At 70.1% G+C, this 18,573-nt stretch carries 19 protein-coding genes; 13 read left to right on the top strand and 6 right to left on the bottom strand.

Annotated features, from left to right (window positions below):
- Nucleotide 1 precedes the first annotated feature (1 nt).
- From LMH63_RS16625 to LMH63_RS16605, 5 genes are all read left to right on the top strand, one after another.
- Nucleotides 2–1,138 (top strand): ABC transporter ATP-binding protein, encoded by a 1,137-nt coding sequence (locus tag LMH63_RS16625; RefSeq protein ID WP_109678589.1) that lies wholly within the window; start codon nt 2–4, stop codon nt 1,136–1,138.
- A gap of 3 nt (nt 1,139–1,141) precedes the next feature.
- Nucleotides 1,142–2,035: an ABC transporter permease gene (locus LMH63_RS16620; RefSeq protein WP_109678588.1), complete on the top strand. Its 894-nt coding sequence runs from the start codon at nt 1,142–1,144 to the stop codon at nt 2,033–2,035.
- A complete protein-coding gene (locus LMH63_RS16615) occupies nt 2,032–2,838 on the top strand; it encodes an ABC transporter permease (protein WP_109678587.1) in 807 nt (268 codons plus the stop codon). Before LMH63_RS16620 ends, LMH63_RS16615 begins: the two co-directional genes overlap by 4 nt.
- A 32-nt stretch (nt 2,839–2,870) precedes the next feature.
- Complete coding sequence (locus LMH63_RS16610; protein ID WP_109678586.1) at nt 2,871–3,944, top strand: ABC transporter substrate-binding protein; 1,074 nt, start codon at nt 2,871–2,873, stop codon at nt 3,942–3,944.
- A 93-nt stretch (nt 3,945–4,037) separates the two neighbouring features.
- Entirely contained in the window at nt 4,038–5,399 is a 1,362-nt protein-coding gene (locus tag LMH63_RS16605) for a glutamine synthetase family protein (RefSeq protein ID WP_109678585.1), read from the top strand.
- Nucleotides 5,400–5,848: 449 nt separating this feature from the next.
- Here LMH63_RS16605 and LMH63_RS16600 read toward each other — a convergent pair whose 3' ends face one another.
- The 4 genes from LMH63_RS16600 to LMH63_RS16585 form a co-directional block, all read right to left on the bottom strand.
- Nucleotides 5,849–6,238: a hypothetical protein gene (locus LMH63_RS16600; protein WP_199225653.1), complete on the bottom strand. Its 390-nt coding sequence runs from the start codon at nt 6,236–6,238 to the stop codon at nt 5,849–5,851.
- 32 nt (nt 6,239–6,270) lie between these two features.
- Nucleotides 6,271–6,690, bottom strand: coding sequence for a DoxX family protein (locus tag LMH63_RS16595; protein WP_109678584.1), 420 nt, complete (start codon nt 6,688–6,690; stop codon nt 6,271–6,273).
- 36 nt (nt 6,691–6,726) lie between these two features.
- Nucleotides 6,727–7,239, bottom strand: coding sequence for a DinB family protein (locus LMH63_RS16590; RefSeq protein ID WP_109678583.1), 513 nt, complete (start codon nt 7,237–7,239; stop codon nt 6,727–6,729).
- Nucleotides 7,240–7,307: 68 nt separating this feature from the next.
- Nucleotides 7,308–7,574 (bottom strand): hypothetical protein, encoded by a 267-nt coding sequence (locus LMH63_RS16585; RefSeq protein WP_109678582.1) that lies wholly within the window; start codon nt 7,572–7,574, stop codon nt 7,308–7,310.
- Between the two features lie 201 nt (nt 7,575–7,775).
- Here LMH63_RS16585 and LMH63_RS16580 point away from each other — a divergent pair, with 201 nt between their 5' ends.
- The 3 genes from LMH63_RS16580 (at nt 7,776) to LMH63_RS16570 (ending at nt 11,975) form a co-directional block, all read left to right on the top strand.
- Nucleotides 7,776–10,181: an ATP-grasp domain-containing protein gene (locus LMH63_RS16580; protein ID WP_109678581.1), complete on the top strand. Its 2,406-nt coding sequence runs from the start codon at nt 7,776–7,778 to the stop codon at nt 10,179–10,181.
- A 259-nt stretch (nt 10,182–10,440) separates the two neighbouring features.
- Entirely contained in the window at nt 10,441–10,728 is a 288-nt protein-coding gene (locus tag LMH63_RS16575) for an RNA recognition motif domain-containing protein (protein WP_109678580.1), read from the top strand.
- A 359-nt stretch (nt 10,729–11,087) separates the two neighbouring features.
- Nucleotides 11,088–11,975: a hypothetical protein gene (locus LMH63_RS16570; protein WP_109678579.1), complete on the top strand. Its 888-nt coding sequence runs from the start codon at nt 11,088–11,090 to the stop codon at nt 11,973–11,975.
- A gap of 161 nt (nt 11,976–12,136) precedes the next feature.
- Here the strand turns inward: LMH63_RS16570 and LMH63_RS16565 are convergent, their stop codons facing one another.
- The gene (locus tag LMH63_RS16565; protein WP_109678578.1) at nt 12,137–12,919 is read right to left on the bottom strand and encodes a class I SAM-dependent methyltransferase; all 783 of its coding nucleotides are present in this window, start codon (nt 12,917–12,919) and stop codon (nt 12,137–12,139) included.
- A gap of 149 nt (nt 12,920–13,068) precedes the next feature.
- Between LMH63_RS16565 and phaC the strand changes: the two genes are divergently transcribed.
- On the top strand, nt 13,069–14,865 hold the full coding sequence (phaC, locus tag LMH63_RS16560) for a class I poly(R)-hydroxyalkanoic acid synthase (protein ID WP_109678577.1): 1,797 nt from the start codon (nt 13,069–13,071) through the stop codon (nt 14,863–14,865).
- A 58-nt stretch (nt 14,866–14,923) separates the two neighbouring features.
- Complete coding sequence (locus tag LMH63_RS16555; RefSeq protein ID WP_229332633.1) at nt 14,924–15,157, top strand: DUF2835 family protein; 234 nt, start codon at nt 14,924–14,926, stop codon at nt 15,155–15,157.
- Between the two features lie 125 nt (nt 15,158–15,282).
- Here the strand turns inward: LMH63_RS16555 and LMH63_RS16550 are convergent, their stop codons facing one another.
- Nucleotides 15,283–15,516 (bottom strand): hypothetical protein, encoded by a 234-nt coding sequence (locus tag LMH63_RS16550; RefSeq protein WP_109678576.1) that lies wholly within the window; start codon nt 15,514–15,516, stop codon nt 15,283–15,285.
- Nucleotides 15,517–15,654: 138 nt separating this feature from the next.
- Here LMH63_RS16550 and purE point away from each other — a divergent pair, with 138 nt between their 5' ends.
- From purE to LMH63_RS16535, 3 genes are all read left to right on the top strand, one after another.
- Nucleotides 15,655–16,146 carry a 5-(carboxyamino)imidazole ribonucleotide mutase gene (purE, locus tag LMH63_RS16545; protein ID WP_109678575.1) on the top strand — a complete coding sequence of 164 codons (492 nt, stop codon included), beginning with the start codon at nt 15,655–15,657 and terminating at the stop codon, nt 16,144–16,146.
- Nucleotides 16,143–17,291 carry a 5-(carboxyamino)imidazole ribonucleotide synthase gene (locus tag LMH63_RS16540; protein ID WP_109678574.1) on the top strand — a complete coding sequence of 383 codons (1,149 nt, stop codon included), beginning with the start codon at nt 16,143–16,145 and terminating at the stop codon, nt 17,289–17,291. The genes purE and LMH63_RS16540 overlap by 4 nt, the downstream gene beginning before the upstream one ends.
- A 189-nt stretch (nt 17,292–17,480) precedes the next feature.
- Nucleotides 17,481–18,386 carry a recombination-associated protein RdgC gene (locus LMH63_RS16535; protein ID WP_109678573.1) on the top strand — a complete coding sequence of 302 codons (906 nt, stop codon included), beginning with the start codon at nt 17,481–17,483 and terminating at the stop codon, nt 18,384–18,386.
- Nucleotides 18,387–18,573: the final 187 nt, after the last annotated feature.

Raw genomic sequence — 18,573 nt, 5'->3', positions numbered from 1 at the left:
CATGAGAGCGGAGACGCAAGAGGTCGCGGCGCGGACCGTCGACGAGGCCACCGCGGAACCGGCACGTACGGCCCGGCGCGCGGCCTCCAGCATTCGCCTCGAGGGGCTGCGCAAGCAGTTCGGGGCGGACGCCGTGGCGCTGGACGGGGTCGACCTCGCCATCGAGGCCGGCGAGTTCTTCACCCTGCTCGGCCCCTCAGGTTGCGGCAAGACCACGCTCCTGCGCATCCTCGCCGGCCTCGAGCATGCCGACGCCGGTACCGTCAGTGTTGGCGGCGCACCGGTGACCGACATTCCGCCTCACCGGCGCAGCGTCAACACCGTGTTCCAGTCCTACGCCCTGTTCCCGCATCTCGATGTCGCCGAGAACATCGGCTTCGGCCTGCGCATGCGGGGGCAGCCGCGGGCGGAGCGGGAGCGCCGGGTGACGGAGATCGCCGAGCTGATCCGCATCCGCGAGCTGCTCGGCCGGCGCGTCGGCCAGCTCTCCGGCGGCCAGAGCCAGCGCGTGGCCCTGGCCCGGGCGCTGATCAACGAGCCCGACGTGCTGCTGCTGGACGAGCCCCTCTCGGCGCTGGACGCCGGGCTGCGCGGCGAGTTGCAGGTGGAGCTGCTGCGCCTGCAGCGCCGTGTGGGCATGACCTTCGTCTTCGTGACCCACGATCAGCAGGAGGCGATGGTCATGAGCGACCGCCTGGCCGTGCTGCAGGCCGGGCGCGTGCAGCAGGTAGGCTCGCCCCAGGCCGTCTACGAGCAGCCGGCGAATCTCTTCGTCGCCCGCTTCATGGGCCACAGCAACCTGTTTCCCGCGGAGCGGCGCAGCGATGGCGGCGTGGCGCTGCCCTTCGTCACCCTGGCCGCGCCGGTGGCCGGCGAGGGCCGGCACGCGCTGCTGCGCCCTGAGACGCTGGATATCGGCCCCGCCGCGGAGGGCGCGGAGAACCGCTTCGCCGGCGAGGTGGTGGAGCGCCTCTACCGCGGCAGCGTGGCCGAGTACCAGGTGGACTGCGACGGCGAGCGGGTGACCCTGATCCGCCACAACCGGGGCCAGGGGCTCTACGGCGTCGGTGAGCGGGTGACGCTGGGTGTGGCCAGCAGCGACGTCCGGCTGCTCGGCCAGGACGGGGGCGAGGGCTAGCCCATGGCCGCGGGCTCCCGACTGCCACCGCGCGCGCTGCTGCTCACCGTGGCCCCGGCGGCGGCGTGGATCGGCTTCTTTCTGGTGCTGCCGAGCATCTATCTCGTGACCATCGCCTTCCTGTCGGCCGGGCCCTACGGCCTGCCGACACCGCCGCCGAGCCTCGAGGCGTTCCGGGAGCTCGCCGGCTTCGGCTTCCTCGGCTGGAGCCCGGGGAATCTCTACACCCTGCTGCGCTCGCTCTGGCAGACGGTGCTGGCGACGGCGCTGGTGACGGTGATCGCCTATCCGATCGCCTACTTCATCACCACCTTCCCGCCGGAGCGCCGCCCCATCCTGCTGCTGCTGGTGGTGGTGCCGTCCTGGACCAACCAGGTGATCCGCACCTTCGGCTGGATGAATCTGCTGGCGCCGGATACCCCGCTGGCGGATGCGGCGGCATTCCTCGGCTTCGTTGCCCCGGAGCTCGGGCTGTTCCCCTCGCGCTTCGCGGTGGTGCTGGGGCTTGTGTACAACTTCCTGCCGTTCATGGTGCTGCCGCTCTACGCCGCCTTCGAGAAGCTGGACCATGCCCAGGTGGAGGCCGCCAGCGACCTCTACGCGCGGCCGGTGGACGTCTTCCGCCATGCGGTGCTGCCCCAGACCCTGCCCGGGCTCATGGCCGGGGTGGTGCTGGTGTCGATCCCGGCCTTCGGCATGTACGTCATTCCCGAGCTCCTCGGCGGCGGCAACTCCTACATGCTGGGCAACCTGGTGGCGAGGCAGTTCTCCGGCGGCTCCAACTGGCCGCTGGGGGCGGCGGGAGCGCTGCTGATGATCGCGGCCACGCTCATCGGCCTGCAGGTGCTCCGCCGTCTCGGCCGGCGGCTCGGCGGCGGCGAGGAGGTGGTGCTGTGAGGCGCGGGCGGCTGCAGCGGGGCCTGCGGGGGTTCTGGTACGCGGTGCTGGTCTTCCTGTACGCCCCGCTCGCCGTGGTGGTGTTCTTCTCCTTCAACTCGGCGAACAGCTCGGCCTCCTTCGCCGGCTTCTCGCTGCGCTGGTACGGGCGGCTGTTCGGCAACGAGCAGATCACCAGCGCGGCCTGGAACAGCCTTGTGCTGGCGGTGACCTCCTCGCTCATCGCCACGGCGCTGGGCGCGGTGCTGGGTTACGGCATGTACCGCCACCGCCATCTGAAGCTCGGCTGGCTGATCTGGCTGGTGTATCTGCCGATCGTGATGCCGGACATCGTCTTCGGCATCTCCGAGATGACGTTCTTCGTGACGGTGAACGACTTCATCGGCCTGTTCGGCCCCGGCCTCGGCACGATGATCATCGCCCACGTCACCTTCCAGATCCCGTTCGTGGCGCTGCTGGTCTACTCGCGCCTGGTGGGGCTCGATGCCAGCCTGTTCGAGGCGGTGCAGGACCTCTACGCCTCGCCCGCGCAACGGGCCTGGTATTTCATCCTGCCCACCGTGCGTCCGGCGCTGGTGGCGGGGTTCTTCCTCGCCTTCACCCTGTCCATCGACGACTTCGTGATCAGCTTCTTCACCGCCGGCCCGGAGAGCGCGACGCTGCCGATCTTCATCTGGAGCGCCATCAAGAAGGGCGTGACCCCGGAGATCAACGCCGTCTCCACGCTCATGATCCTGGCGGTATTCGCCGCTGCGCTCATGGTGCTCGCCGCCCAGCGCGTGAAACCCGGTTCTTCCCGATGACTCCCGCAACGCCCCATGAGGAGACCTGCCCGATGCGATACCCAAGCGTAACCGTCGCCGCCGCCATCTCGGCCCTGCTCGCCGCCGGAACCGCCGTGGCCCAGGACGAGGAACGCAAGCTCTATATCTTCAACTGGTCCCAGTACATGGATCCGGAGATCATCGAGCAGTTCGAGGCCGAGTATGACGTCGACGTGGTGGAGAACTTCTTCAACTCCAACGCCGAGATGTTCTCCAAGATGCAGGCCGGCGGCGCCAGCCAGTACGACGTGGTGATGCCGTCGAACTACTTCATCCCCCGGCTCGTCGACAGCGGCCTGATCCAGCCGCTGGACCATTCGCAGATCCCCAACATGGACAATCTGTCGCCGAAGTTCCGGGACCCGAGCTACGACCCGGGCAACGAGTACTCGGCGGCCTACCAGTGGGGCACCACCGGCATCGTCTACCGCACGGACACCATCCCGGACGCCCCGGAGAGCTGGTCGATCCTGTTCGATCCCGAGCTCAACCCGAACCAGCCGTTCGCGCTGATGGGCGGCGAGGGCAATCCGACCGTGGCCTCCGCCTGCGCCTACCTCGGCCACGGCTACCGCTGCACCGACCGTGAGCAGTGGACCGAGGCCGCGCGGCTGCTGCTGGAGACCAAGCGGCGGGACAACTTCTCCGGCTTCGAGGACGGCACCCCGCAGCTGCAGCAGATCGCCCGCGGCGTCATCCACGCCGGCATGACCTACAACGGCGACTACGTCTACTACCGCAGCGAGGATCCGGAGGCCTACGCCAACACGTCCTACATCATCCCCGAGGAGGGCGCGGAGATCTGGGTGGACAATATGGTGATCCCCTCGGAGGCGCCCAACCCGGAGCTCGCGCACACCTTCATCAACTACATCCTGGATGCCGAGATCGGTGCCCAGCTGTCGAACTGGACCTACTACAGCTCGCCCAACCGGGCGGCGCTGCCCATGCTGGAGCCGCTGCTGCAGGAGCCGCCGTCCACGCCCACCGAGGAGGAGATGGCCCGGCTCGAGTTCATCCCGATCCTGCAGGGGGAGGATCTGCGGGTCTTCCAGCAGATCTGGTCCGAGGTGCTCTCGCGCTGAGTCGCGCCCGGTCCGCGGCCGCAGCCGCGGAGCGCTGAGGCAGTCGGTTAGGCCGGCCCCGCTGCGGCGGGGCCGGCGAGGTGATCATCGATCATGAGCGACGACGACAGAGAATCCGAGCTAAGGCGCTGGTTCGAGGAGCGCGGCATCGTCGAGGTGGAATGCCTGGTCCCGGACATGACCGGCGCGGCCAAGGGCAAGATCATGCCCGCGCGCAAGTATCTGGGGCGCGGCCAGCCGCGGCTGCCGGACTCGATCTTCATCCAGACCGCCACCGGGGACTACCCCGAGGACGACGAGCGCATCTGGAACCCCATCGAGCGCGACATGGCCCTGGCCCCGGACATGGACACCCTGCGGGTGGTGCCCTGGGCCGTCGAGCCCACCGCGCAGGTGATCCATCACTGCCACTACCTCGACGGCGAGCCGGTGGACCTGGCCCCGCGCCAGGTGCTGCGCCGGGTGCTGGCGCTCTACGCCGAGCGCGGCTGGCGGCCGGTGGTGGCGCCGGAGGTGGAGTTCTATCTGGTCAAGAAGAACCGGGATCCGGACTACCCGCTGGAGCCGCCGGTGGGCCGCTCGGGGCGCCAGGAGGTGGCGCACCAGTCCTACAGCATCGATGCGGTGAACGAGTTCGATCCGCTGTTCGAGCGCATGTACGAGTGGTGCCAGGCCCAGCAGCTGGAGATCGACACACTGACCCACGAGGAAGGCTCGGGGCAGATGGAGATCAACTTCCGCCACGGTGACCCGCTGGCCCTGGCGGATACGGTGTTCTACTTCAAGCGCACGCTGCGCGAGGTGGCCTTCCGCGCGGACATGTACGCCACCTTCATGGCCAAGCCGATGGAGAACGAGCCGGGCAGCTCGCTGCATCTGCACCAGAGCCTCGAGAGCCTGGAGACCGGCGAGAACCTGTTCCAGGAGGGCGGGCGGCCGGGTCGGCTGTTCATGCACTATCTGGGCGGCCTGCAGCGCTATCTCCCGGCGGCGCTGGCGTTTCTTGCCCCGAACATCAATTCCTACCGCCGGCTCGCGCCGGGCAGCGGCAACCTGGCAGCCCCGATCAATACGGAGTGGGGCTTCGACAACCGCACGGTGGGCCTGCGGGTGCCCCACGGCGATCCGGAGGCGACCCGGGTGGAGAACCGCCTCGCCGGCGCGGATGCCAACCCGTATCTGGCCATGGCGGCGACGCTGGCCTGCGGCTATCTGGGCATGCTCCAGCAGCTGGAGCCACGCCCGCCGCTGCAGGGCTCCGCCTACAAGCACGGCCACAATCTCCCCTCGGAGCTCGGCCGCGCCCTGGATGCCCTGGAGGCCTGCGACGCCCTGGCGGACGTCCTCGGCGAGCGCTTCACCCGCGTCTATCTCGCGGTCAAGCGCGCGGAGCACGACGCCTATTTCCGGGTGATCAGCTCCTGGGAGCGGGAATATCTTCTGCTGCGTGTGTGATGTCGTCGGGTTGGGTCAAAAGGGAGCCTCCGCACGGCTCAGGTAGAGACGAGGGGATCTCCGGCGACGAGGGATCCCCTGGCGAAGAGGGATCCGCCTCCCGCGCCTCCCCGCTTGGGTGGCTGCTTTTGGCCAGAGGGGCGGGAAGCCGAGGTAGGTCGGCAAGCGCAAAGCGCTCGCCGACATCCGCGCCTGGGGTCACCGCTCGGGGTTGTACAGGCGCTGACCGCCACGGTCCTGGTTGTCCACCGTTCAAAGAGGACGCCGCAGAAGCCCGAATTGGGGCATGCGGGAGACGCGCGTAACGCGGTGCTGGCCGAGGGAACGTGTCTGCCTGGCGGGACCCTAGGCGGCATGGATGCCGCCTTGGAGCGCACAGGGATGTATTCACAGCGTGTCCCGCCAGGCAGACACGTTCCCTCGGCCCGGGCACGGCACCAGAAGCGCTCTTACTGGGCCTCCGCCTCACCGGCGGCCTCTGCTTCACCCGCTGCCTCAGCTTCGCCGGCGGCTTCGGCTTCCCCGGCTGCCTCCGCTTCACCGGCAGCCTCGGCCTCGCCGGTGGCTTCCGCCTCTCCGGCAGACTCCGCTTCTCCAGCGGCTTCCCCGGCAGCCTCGCCCTCGGCTTCCCCGGCGGCCTCGGCCTCCCCGCCGGCCTCAGCCTCGCCGCTCGCCTCGGCCGTGGCGAGCATGTAGTAGCCCTCCTGGGTGGTGGCGTCGGAGATGATTGCGTGCAGGCCGGCGGCGCCGGTGACCGCCACCAGAAGGGGGGTGGTGTAGACCAGGCTGCGGGACAGGGTGCTCAGAAGCTTCTGTCGCTGTTTGTCCTGTTCGCTCATCGCGGGTTGCCTCCGCTACGGCACCAATGGCCTCAGACCTCGTTGCCGCGGATCATCAGATAGAGTGCCAGCAGCAGCAGGGTCACCTGAAACTGCATGCCGCCGAGGGGATGCGTGGCCGTGGCCATGAAATGCCACTGGCCCCAGTGTTCCATGAAGATTGCGCCGAGCAGCACGGGAACCGCCATGGCGGCCCCGAGGCGGGTGATCCAGCCGCCGAGGAAGGCGCCGAGGATCACCAGCAGCCCGGCGCCGATCTCCGCCAGCGCCACCAGGGTCGCGATCAGCACCGGCAGCCCCATGACCGACGCGAAGCCGGTGATTCCGGTGCCGAGAAACTTGTCGATGCCCTGGTAGAGGAAGGTTGCGGTGATGGCCACGCGCAGCAACCAGTGGCTGTGCCGGCCATAGCGATCCAGGGTCGGGTCGCCGGTGGTCAGCGGTACGCCCATGTTCTGCCTCCTGCCTGCGGTTTCCAGTGGCCGGGCTCAGGCGCCGATGCTCTGGCCCTGCCGGTGTTCCAGGGTGCTCGGCGCCACACCGAAATGCTCGGGCGGTGGCTCCCCCTGCCATTCCGCGAGCAGCGCGATCAGCGCCAGATGATGCACCGTATGGCTGGCAAGGAAGGCGAGCTCCCGTGCCAGGGAGGATGCCAGACCCTCCTCCGGGGTCGCGGCGCTGTCACGGATTCGCAGCGCCTGATTTTCGTTGCGGAGGTCGCGCAGCCCCTGCCGGATGCGGGCCACGCGCGTGGCCGCGCGCTCCGGATCGGTCTCCGTGCGGCCATCGCGCTCGCGGCTGGCATAGTCCACGGCATCGCTGTCGCGCGCCAGCAGCCGGTCGTAGTGGTCCAGCACGTGCCGGGTCTGGGCGCCGATGGTGCTGCCGTGCCGGGCCGGACGCGAGCGGTAGACGGCGACCGGCAGGGTGCCCAGCAGCTGCTCCAGCTGCCCCAGCAGATGGACATTCTGTGCGGCAAGCGCATCGATGGATCGGTCCATGCGGCGATCTCCCTTCACAGCATTAAGACCGCCCCGGCGCCTGGCAGACGCCGGAGGCGGATGCGGGCTCAGCCTTCGGCTTCAGCCTCGGCTTCGCCCTCGGCCTCTCCTTCGCCCTCACCTTCGGCCTCTCCCTCGGCCTCGCCTTCGGCCTCTCCCTCGGCCTGGGCTACCAGCAGGATGCTGTCGGCCTGCTCCGGCTGTGCGGCCGGTGCGGTGGTCACGCCGGCGCCTGCGGGCAGGCTGGCTGCCGCCAGCAGCAGCGGCGTGGAAAGTAGCAGGCCGCGGGACAGCCGGCGCAGCAGCTGCTCCCGGGTCTCTGTGGTATCGCGCATGGTGCCTCCTATTGCGTTGCCTGGCTGGCACGGTGCCTTCCGTACGACGGCACCATGGGGAGTCTGGCGGTTCGCTGCGCTGCTACCCATTCGTAGATCAACGTACTTCCCCGCCGCCGCCATGTTGGGGAGACTGGCGACATCGCCTCGGTGCGGGGATGCCCCGTGCCGTGATCGACGACGCCGGCGGGAGGAGATGCCATGGGCGCCAGCGAGACGGGCAAGCGGCGGTACTGGCTTGCCGGCAAGCGCGAGGAGTCGCAGGACCGGTTCTTTGTCGAGGCTCTGGACCCGGCGCTCTGGGAGGCCGGCGATGCGCAGGCGTGGGACGCCTGCTGGTACACCGGCATGCCTGCCCCGGAGGTATTCGAGCAGCTCGCCCCGGGCAAGACCGTCAACCACATTCCCGGCAACAACGCGCTCACCGTCAAGAGCCTGCTCTACCGCACGCTGCGGGAGGCCCGCGAGCGCTGGGAGGGGCAGGGTGGTATCGCCGGCGAGCGGGCCGGCCGGCTCGCGTTTTTCCCGCGGACCTTTGCCATGCCCGGCGACTACCATGCCCTGCAGCATGAGGCCGCCCGGCGGCCGGACCAGCGCTGGATCCTGAAGCCGAAGAACGCCGCCCGGGGCAGGGACATCCGCGTGCTCGACGACGTCGCCCGGGTGCCCACCGGCGAGCGCTGGATGGTGCAGGAGTATGTGGGCAACCCGCACACCCTGGAGGGCTGCAAGTACGCGCTGCGCCTGTACGCCCTCATCACCTCGGTGGAGCCGCTGCGCCTGTACCTCTATCGCGAAGGCTCCGCCAAGCTCGCCTCCGAGCCCTACGAGCCGGAGAACATCGGCAACGTCTTCGCCCATCTGACCAATCCCGACGTCAACGCCCGTAATGTCGCCTCGCCGTCGCCGGTGCGCTTCCTCCCGCTGGCCGACTACCGCGCCCGCCTGAGGGCGGAGGGTCATGACGACGCCGCCCTGTTCGAGCGCCTGCACGATCTGGTCACGCTCACGGCCATCGCCGCGCGCGAGGCCATGCGCCGGCGCTGCCGGCGCGTGCGTGCCGATACCCGCGGCTGCTACGAGCTGCTGGGGCTCGACTGCCTGATCGACCAGGACCTGAACCCCTGGCTGATGGAGTGCAACCTCAGCCCGTCCCTGGACATCTGCGCCGCCCCGGAGGACGGCGGCATCTACGAGACCCGCACCAAGCGCCAGATGGTGGCGGATCTCGTGGCCATGCTCGGGCTGAACGACCCCGGGCCGCCGTTGCCGCCACTGGCGGAGGCCACCGATCCGGAGGCGGAGCTGCGCCGTCGGGACGAGACCGAGCTCGCCCGGGCCGGGGATTTCCAGCGCCTCTATCCGGCCGGGAATGCGGCACGCTATCTGCCCTGCTTCCCGCTGCCGCGTCTCGCCGACGTGGCGCTGGCGGATGCCCGAGCCGGGGGCCCCGTGGCGCGACCGCAGGTGACCCCGCGCGGGGTCGCGGAGGTGGTCACGGAGCGCTCGCTGTCGCTCTACGGCGAGGGCACGGGCACCCTCTACCGCCCCAACGCCACCGCCGCCTGGATCTGGCTGCAGGCCACCGCCGGGAAGGACCCGGACACGGTGGCCCGGGAGCTGGCGCAGGCCACGGGTACCCACGCCGGCGAGCGTGCGCCCTGGGCAGCGCGTGAACAGGTATGGACCGCGCTCGCCGACTGGGCCGCCTCGGGGCTGCTGTGGCAGAGAACCGGCGACACAGCGCCTGTGGAGACCGCGCCAGACACTGCGTACCCCGCAGCGCCGCCGGCGGATGCCGGCGTGCAGGTTGGTGAGCGGCGCATCCTGCTGCAGGAGGTCCCGGCGCCGGTACTGCCGCGCCTGCGGCAGGCGCTGGGCGGGCGCATCGTCGGCGCCGCGCCTGGGGCGGATGTCCACCTGCGCCTTGCCGAAACGCGCACCGGCTACACCGTATCCGAGAACGGTGCCGCGGTCGCCGAGGGGCTGACCCTGGCGACCGTGGTGCCGCAGCTGTGCCGGCTGCTCCTGGCCCGCGCCGCTGCGGCGCCCGACGAGCTGCTGCTGGACGCCGTGCTGATGGCATTGCCGATGCGGCGGGACGACGACCCGGCGGCGGTGATGGTGCTGGGGGCGCGCCACGGTCTCGCCGACGGGCTCGCCTCGGTGCGGTCCGCGCCGGCCGGGCGGGGCGTGCGCTGGGCGCCGGAGCAGGGAATCGTGTCCGGGCTCGGCCTGCCTCTGCGGCGGCCGCTGGATGACGGCGGCGTGTTGCCGGCGGGCGCCTACTGGCACGAGTGGGGCCGAGCCGAGGGCGGGCAGCTTCTGGCCGCGGACGCCGGCGCACTGGTCACTGGCAGCGTGCGCGAGCTCATGCTGGTGGACGAGGCGGCGGCCGAGGCCACCGCTGCGGATCCGGGCGCGGTGCTGGCCGCGCTGCTTCCGGGCTGCGTGACGGCCGCGGGCGATCGGCCGACTGCCGCCGCGGTGGAACGCCTTGCGGACTGGGTGATGAGCCGTTCACTCCGCGTGGCGGCCCCGGCGGCCGCCGATGAGGCGCTGGCCCGCTTGCTGCGGGCACCCGCGGCGGCGTCGGTCGACGCCTGAAAGAGCCTGCCGACGGCCCGGAAAATGCATTCAATTGACTGATCCCAGTCATGAAATCGTGATTGCACGGGCGGGCTGTCTGGCTTACTGTCAATCCTGGCTCGCGGCTGTCTGATGCGCCGTCCGCCCGGTGCCGCGGCACTGGCGGCGGGCAGGGCAGCGGGGCCTGGCACCGCCTCCGATCAGGCGGTGGCCGGCAACCCGATGTTCGACCTGACCGCGCCCCGCCGGGCCGGCAGAGCACGATGAGACCTTTGCGATGAAATCGATCTATGTGGGCAACCTGCCCTTTACCGCCTCCGAGGATGAGGTTCGTGACCTGTTCGCCGAGTACGGCGAGGTGAACGAGGTCCGAATGATCACCGACCGGGAGACCGGTCGTCCCCGCGGCTTCGCGTTCGTGCGCATGTCGCCCTCGGACGCGGATTCCGCCATCGAGGCCCTCAACGGCACCGAGATGGGCGGGCGTACGCTGCGCATCAACGAGGCCCAGGACCGCAAGCCCGCCGGTGGCGGCGGTGGCGGCAGAGGCCCGCGCCGCTTCTGATCGCGACGCGGAATGCGTTGCCCCCAAAAGCCCGCGGCCGGCCCCGGCCGCGGGCTTTTGCGTTGTGTCGGCCGCCGCTTGGCGGGCTAATGCCGCTGTAAACACAACGACACAACGGGCACAACGGTTCACAACGAAAGCGCCAGAGAATGCAGGAACCGGGAAGGCGCGGAGAACACGGACCGTCGAGCGAGAGACCGATAAATCCTCTCCGCTATCCACGACGTCTTCCCGCCCTCTGCGTCTCTCGGCGTTGTGAACCGTTGTGCCCGTTGTGTCGTTGTGTTGAATGCCAGCACCAAAGATCAGCACGCACCCAGAACAGGTGACCAAACGCCGTGGGCGCGCCAGAATGGGCCATGGCCGTTTCCCGCTTCGAGTCCCGCCACCGGGCGTTCCTCGCCGAGGCGCAGCTGCGCTACCCCTGGCAGTTCCGGATCGCCGGCGTGCGTCATGATCCCACCGAGGTCAACGTCGGCCCCGGCTGGCATGACCTGTTGCGGCGGCTGTTCGCCGAGGTCGAGTCCGCGCTGGGGCCGCGGGAGCGGGAGGGCTTCCGCTGGCGCCGGCTGCGCGCGGTGCAGGGGGCGCTGGAGCTGCGCCGGGAGGGGGGCGGGGATCTGATCATGCCGGCCGTGGTGCGCGCCCGCGACGCCGCGGCGGAGACCTGCGAGGTCTGTGGCGAGCCGGGGGTCAGGCGCCACGTGCGCGGCTGGTTTGCGGTGGAGTGCGATCGGCACTACGTCCGCCGCCTGCTGCAGCATCACCCGGGCGGCGACGGCGCGGCCGCGACCTGGTGGGCCACGCCGCGCCCGGAGCTTGACGGGCGCACCCCGGGCCGCGTCTACGAGCGCGCCCCGGACGATCCGCGCCTGCTGGAGGCGGCGCTGCAGGCCGTGCTGCCGGCGCCGCCGGTGATCAACGGCGCCCATCGGCAGCGGCTGCAGCGCCTGTGGCCGGTGCTCCGCGAGCAGTTCGGCGAGCGGCTGCGGGCTCTGCGCCTGGCCGAGTTCGACGGCGCACCGGGCCCCAGCGGCACGGTGCTGGCGGTGGTCGCCGGCGCCACGGCGGAGCGTGACCTCCCGGCCGGCGTCACCCGCATGGCCCGCGCCGGCTTCAGCGACCTGCGCCTGCGCCTCCTGAGCCCCGAATCCGTCGAGCACCCCGCCACCGCGGCGGACCCGTGGTCCGCCATGCTGGCCGTCCACGCGTCGGTGCCGATCCCGAGGCATCAGCCGTCGGCCTAGCGGCCGCAGTTCAAAGTTCAAGGTTCAAAGTTCAAAGGCTGAGCCGGCCGTGCTTTGGCCATGGGCCGCCGCTTACCGTGCACGCCCTGGTTATCACGGGTTCAATGAATGCAGCGGCCGCGACGCTGCGGGCTTTGAACTTTGAACCTTGAACTCGGAACTCAAAGCGGCTCCGAGAGGAGCCGCTTTGCGCCGTAGACATCAAACCGCGTGCTGCGCCCCTGGATGGCGTGATCCGGCTTCCGGTCGGCCAGGGGTGGGGCGTGGCGGTGGCGCTTGACGACGACGCGCTCTCGGGCGGCGCTTAGGGCGGCCTGCAACAGTGGTGCGGGGTCGTCCGGGGGGCCGAGGAGCGCCTGGAGCAGGGCCAGGGTCTTGCCTGCGGCGCCGCGGCGGCTGCCGGCGTACATCGGGTCCAGGGTGACCACCTCCGGATGCCGGTGCTCCGGAAGCTGGCGGAGCCAGGGCACGGCGTCCGTCGTGATGAGCACCATCCGTTCCGCCGTGGCGCGGGTGGAGGGGTCGGCGCGGGCGCGCAGGAGCGCATCCTCGAGCAGGGCGGCCACCACGGGCGAGTGCTCGAGCAGGGTCACCCGGGCGCCCAGGGCGGCGAGGACGAAGCCGTCCCGCCCCAGGCCCGCTGTGGCGTCGACGATGTTCAGCCCGGGACGGCGGTGCAGCCTGCAGGCCCGGGCCAGGGCTTCGCGGCGGGCCGACAGGCGGACGCGCCGGAACCCCTGGGGTCCGTGCACGAAATCCGGGCGCAGCCTGGTCGGAGGCCGCCCGGCACGACACAGGGCGAGGCCATCGGGGCCGCAGGCGAGGTAGAGCCCACTGGCGGGGGGTTCATTCGCCGCCTCGACGCCGAGGCGCGCCGCGAGGGCCTGGGCGGCCCCGGCATCCGCGCCGGGTTCGGTCACCACCGGGGGCGGATCAGCCGCCATCGACGGTTCCCCACGCGTGCCGCCGGACCATCGGTCGCGACGGTGCCGAAGCGGTTTGTGGCCATTTACAGCGGTGCCGTATGATCCCCTCCCACGCCGGGGCGCCAGGCACGCCCCGATCCCAGTCGGTTCCGGAGGTTGGCAACACGATGGCGAACGAACAGGACAATGACGTCACCACGATCGATCCGGTGGAGCTGACCCGCTCCCTCTCGGAGATCGCGGGGCGCAGCCAGCAGCTGGTCAAGGACTTTCTCGCCCGGCAGGAGTCGGGGCACCAGATCTCCATGGACGATGCGCTGCACATGAGCAAGCTCTTCCAGGACCTCTACGCCCGGCTGATGGCGGATCCCGTTCAGCTCGCCCAGGCGCAGATGGCGTTCTGGCAGGACTACATGACCCTGGTGCAGAACGCCACCCTGCGCATGATGGGCGTGGACACCGAGCCGGTCCGCCGCCCGGACGACAAGGACAAGCGCTTCAAGCACGAGTCCTGGGAGGAGAACCCGTTCTTCGACTTCGTCAAGCAGTCCTATCTGCTCACCGCCGACTATATCCACCATACCGTGGACAACGTCGACGGCCTCGACGACAAGACCCAGCGCAAGATCGACTTCTACACCCGCCAGTTCATCAGCGCGGTCTCGCCCACCAACTTCCTTGCCACGAACCCGGAGGTGCTGCAACGCACGGTGGAGACGCGGGGACAGAACCTGCTGGACGGGCTCAACAACCTGCTGGAGGACCTGGAGCGGGGCAACGGCAGGCTCAAGATCCGCCAGACCGACCCCGACGCCTTCGAGGTGGGACGCGACCTCGCCATCACCCCCGGCAAGGTGGTGCACCAGAACGAGCTCATGCAGCTCATCCAGTACGCGCCCAGCACCGAGCAGGTGGCCCGCCGCCCGCTGCTGTTCGTGCCGCCCTGGATCAACAAGTACTACATCCTCGATCTCAGGCCCAAGAACTCGCTGGTGAAGTGGCTGGTGGATCAGGGCCACACGGTGTTCGTGATCTCCTGGCGCAATCCGGATGCCGCGCTCGCGGAGAAGGATTTCCAGGACTACATGCAGGAAGGGCCGCTGGAGGCCCTTGCCGCCGTGGAGCAGGCCACGGGCGAGCGCGAGGTCAACGTCGTCGGCTACTGCCTCGGCGGTACCCTGCTCGCCTCGACGCTGGCCTACATGGCGGCGAAGGGCGACGACCGCGCCCACAGCGCCACCTTCCTGACCACGCTGATCGACTTCGACAGCCCCGGCGAGCTCGAGGTGTTCATCGACGAGGAGCAGCTGGAATCCCTCGAGAAGCAGATGAACGAGCGGGGCTATCTGGCCGGCGGCCAGATGGCGGCGACCATGTCCAGCCTGCGGGCGAACGACCTCATCTGGTCGTTCTTCGTCAACAATTACCTCAAGGGCGAGGACCCGTTCCCCTTCGACCTGCTCTACTGGAACCAGGACTCCACCAACATGCCGGCGCGGATGCATGCGTTCTATCTGCGCAACATGTACCTGGAGAACCGCCTCAAGGAGCCGGGCGGCATCACCCTCGCCGGTGAGCCCATCGACCTCTCCAAGGTGGAGATCCCCGCCTACTTCATCTCCGCGAAGGAGGACCACATCGCGCCGTGGAAGGCCACCTACAGCGGGGCCCGGCTCCTCGGCGGCCCGACCCGCTTCACCCTGGGCGGCTCGGGGCATATCGCGGGCGTGGTGAATCCGCCGGAGAAGAACAAGTACGGCTACTGGACCAACTCCCGCAAGCCGGCGGACCCGGAGGCCTGGCTGAAGAACGCCACGCCCCACGAGGGCTCGTGGTGGCTGGACTGGGTCAAGTGGCTGGAGCCGAAGGCCGGCGGCAAGGTGCCGGCGCGCACGCCCGGCGATGGCAAGCTCAAGCCCATCGAGGATGCCCCCGGCTCCTACGTCAAGGAGCAGCGCGCCTGAACGGCCCGCACCGGCGGCCCGCCTGAGCACGGGCCGCCGGGGCAGGGACATCGGGAGCGTGAGTGAACCGCTGCACCGCGTCGAGTTCTCCGTGGCCATCGGCCCGGAGGACTGGCTCGACTACTACCGCCACCCTGCGGCAAGCGTCCTCGTCACTGCCGACGATGGCCGCCGTATCCGTTTCCCCGCGCGCCTGCTGCACCGCCATGCGACCCGCGAGGGTGTCCGCGGCCGGTTCAGGCTGCTCTACGACGGCCAGGGCCGGCAGCGGGGGCTGGAGCGCCTCGCATAGCGAGGCGGAGTTCAAGGTTCAAAGTTGGTAGGTCGGCAAGCGCGCAACGCTCGCCGACAGCCGCGCGGACCGCGGCCCTCCAGATTCGCCTGCCGACCTACTTTGAACGTTGAACTCTGCGCGCCCTAGGCGCGCAGGTCGATCAGGCTCCCGAGCGTCTCGTCGGCTGCCCGGACCACGCGGGTGGCGGCTTCGGCCTGACGGGCGGCGGTGGCGGATTCCACCAGGGCCGTCTCGGTGGTGGTGCGGGCGGGGAGGTCGCCGCTGCGGCGCGCGACCACCTCGGCGCTGCGACGCAGTCCGGCATCGGCCTGCTGCAGGCCGGCGAGCCCGGCATTGAAGGCGCTGTTCACGTCCATGGGACGGCTCCCGAGAAAACCGTGATCAGTATCACGCGATGATCGCACGCTGTCCAGAACGGCCGCTCTGGCCGTTGTCGCCGTTGCTGGTAGAATCCGCGCCTCGCTTGAGCCGCCCCCGGCAGGAGGACAGCAGGCATGGTCGAGCAGACACCGCGCGTCGGCGTCATCATGGGCAGTCGCTCCGACTGGGAGACCATGGCCCACGCCGATAGCGTCCTGAAGGAATTCGGCGTCGGTCACGAGTGCCGCATCGTCTCCGCCCATCGCACGCCGGACCTGATGCAGGAGTATGCCGCCACTGCCCGCGAGCGCGGCCTGCGGGTGATCATCGCCGGGGCCGGCGGTGCCGCTCATCTGCCGGGGATGGTGGCGGCGCAGACCACCTTGCCGGTGCTGGGCGTGCCGGTGCAGAGCCGCGCCCTCAAAGGTCTGGACTCCCTGCTCTCCATCGTGCAGATGCCGGGCGGCGTGCCGGTGGCGACCTTCGCCATCGGCGAGGCCGGGGCGCGCAACGCGGCGCTGTTCGCCGTCGCCATGCTGGCGGGGGATGATCCGGAGCTGGCGCAAAGGCTCGCCGACTTCCGCGCGGCGCAGGCGCAGAAGGTGCGGGAGGACGAGCTGCCATGAGCGGGCCGATCCTTCCCGGTGCCACCCTGGGCGTTCTCGGCAGTGGCCAGCTCGGGCGCATGTTCGCGCTGGCTGCGCGGCGCATGGGCTATCGGGTGCACACCCTCGCCCCCGGCGCCGGCAGTCCCACGGGGCAGGTGGCGGACCGTGAGGTGGACGCCGCCTACGAGGACGTGGAGGCCGTCGCGGATTTCGCCCGACAGGTGGACGTGGTGACCTTCGAGTTCGAGAACGTGCCCGCCGCGGCCACCGAGTGCGCAGCGCGGCACGCGCCGGTGCGCCCCCGCGGCGAGGTGCTGCACATCACCCAGAACCGCCGGCGGGAGAAGCGCGCGCTCGCCGATGCCGGCTTTCCCACGGCACCGTTCGAGCATGTCGCATCAATGGAGGCGCTGCCGGGGGCGCTGGAGCGCATTGGCATGCCGGCGGTGCTGAAGACCGCCGGTTTCGGCTACGACGGCAAGGGCCAGACCCGCATCGAGCCCGGCGATGACCCCGCCGAGGCGTGGCAGGCCATCGGCGGCGTGGAGGCCGTGCTCGAGGCCTTCATCGATTTCGAGGCCGAGCTCTCGGTGGTGGCCGCCCGGGGCGTGGATGGCGCCATGGCGGATTTCGGCGTCATCGAGAATCGCCACCGCCATCACATTCTGGATGTCTCCATCGCCGACATGCCGCTGCCCGGTGGCCTGGCGACGGAGGCCCGGGAGATCGCGCGGGGGGTAATGGAGGCGCTGGACGTGGTGGGCGTGCTCTGCGTGGAGTTCTTCCTCACCCGCGACGGCCGGCTGCTGGTCAACGAGCTCGCGCCGCGTCCGCACAACTCCGGTCACCTGACGTTCGACGCCTGCCTCACCAGCCAGTTCGAGCAGCAGGTGCGCGCCGTCTGCGGTCTGACCCTGGGCGCCACCGACCGCCTGGCCCCGGCGGCCATGGTCAATCTGCTGGGCGATCTCTGGCAGCCCGGGGAGCCGGACTGGGCGGCGGCGCTCGCGGACGACCGGGTCAAGCTCCACCTCTACGGCAAGGCCGACCCCCGCCCCGGCCGCAAGATGGGCCACCTCACCGCCTTCGGCGGCGACCGCGACGACGCCGCCCGCCGCGCCCTCCGCGCGCGTGCGTTACTGACATCCACGGCGGCGGGCTGAGCCGGACGGGGATTCAACACAACGACACAACGGACACAACGGGTCACAGCGCAAGAGCGGTGATGATTCTCCCAGGATCGTTGCTCTGGGCGCGGCGACGTCGTGAAACGTCGTGCCCGTTGTGTCGTTGTGTTTGACACACGGGCCCGAGATAACCGCTAGCGCTTCGACGGAACAGGAGTATCCCGAATGTGGTTCAAGAATCTCTGCGTCTATCAGCTGGCCGAGGGGTTCGCCCTCGAGCCGGAGGCGCTGGAGGGGCGGCTGGCGCCGTTCGCGTTTCAGCCGGTGGCGGGCAGTGAGCCGGAGAGTCGGGGCTGGGTGGCGCCCATCGGGCGCAGCGGGCGGCAGCTGGTGCATGCCAGCGGCGGGCGCATGATGGTCTGCCTGCAGACCGAGCAGCGCCTGCTGCCGCCGGCGGTGATCCGGGAGACGCTGGACGAGCGGGTCGCCGAGCGCGAGGGCCGCGAAGGCCGGCACCTCGGGCGCAAGGAAAAGGCGCGGATGAAGGAGGAGGTCACCCTCGATCTGCTGCCGAGGGCGTTTACCCGCAGCAAGCGCTGCCATGCCTACATCGATCCGCAGGCCGGCTGGATCGTGGTGGACACCGCCAACTGGCGCGAGGCGGAGACCCTGACCGAAGACCTCCGCGCCGCCCTCGGCAGCCTGCCCGTGCGCCCGCTGCAGAGCGAGACCAGCCCGCAGCAGGTACTCACCGAGTGGCTCGCCCACGACCGCTTCCCCGGCGACACGGAGCCAGGCGAGGAGGCGGTGTTCGAGGATCCGCGCAGCGAGGGTGCCGAGGTCCGCTGCAAGCGCCAGGACCTGCGCTCCAACGAGATCCGCGCGCACATCACCGCCGGCAAGCGGGTGCGCCGCATGAGCCTCACCTGGGACGACCGCCTCGCCTGCGTGCTCGACGCCGATCTCTCGGTGAAGCGGCTGAAGTTCCTCGACGTGGTCCAGGACGACGCCGACGACCGCGAGCCGGAAAGCGCGGAGGAGCGCTTCGACGCCGACTTCGCCATCATGGGCCTGGAGCTGGCGCGGTTTCTGCCGCGCATGCTGGCCTGGTTCGGCGGCCCCGCGAGCTAGCTCGCGGGGCCGCCGAACCAGGCAGTTCAAAGTTCAAAGTTCAAAGTTCAAAGTTCAAAGTTCAAAGTTCAAAGTTCAACGTAGTAGGTCGGGAAGAGCCGCAGGCGCTACCCGACGCGCCGGCAGGCGCATCCCTGCTGCCGCGCTGCGCGCGGCTGTCGGCGAGCGCTTCGCGCTTGCCGACCTA

It is taken from the genome of Spiribacter halobius, from assembly GCF_020883455.1.
Taxonomy (GTDB): Bacteria; Pseudomonadota; Gammaproteobacteria; order Nitrococcales; family Nitrococcaceae; genus Sediminicurvatus; species Sediminicurvatus halobius.
This window is presented reverse-complemented; position numbering and strand designations above follow the sequence as displayed.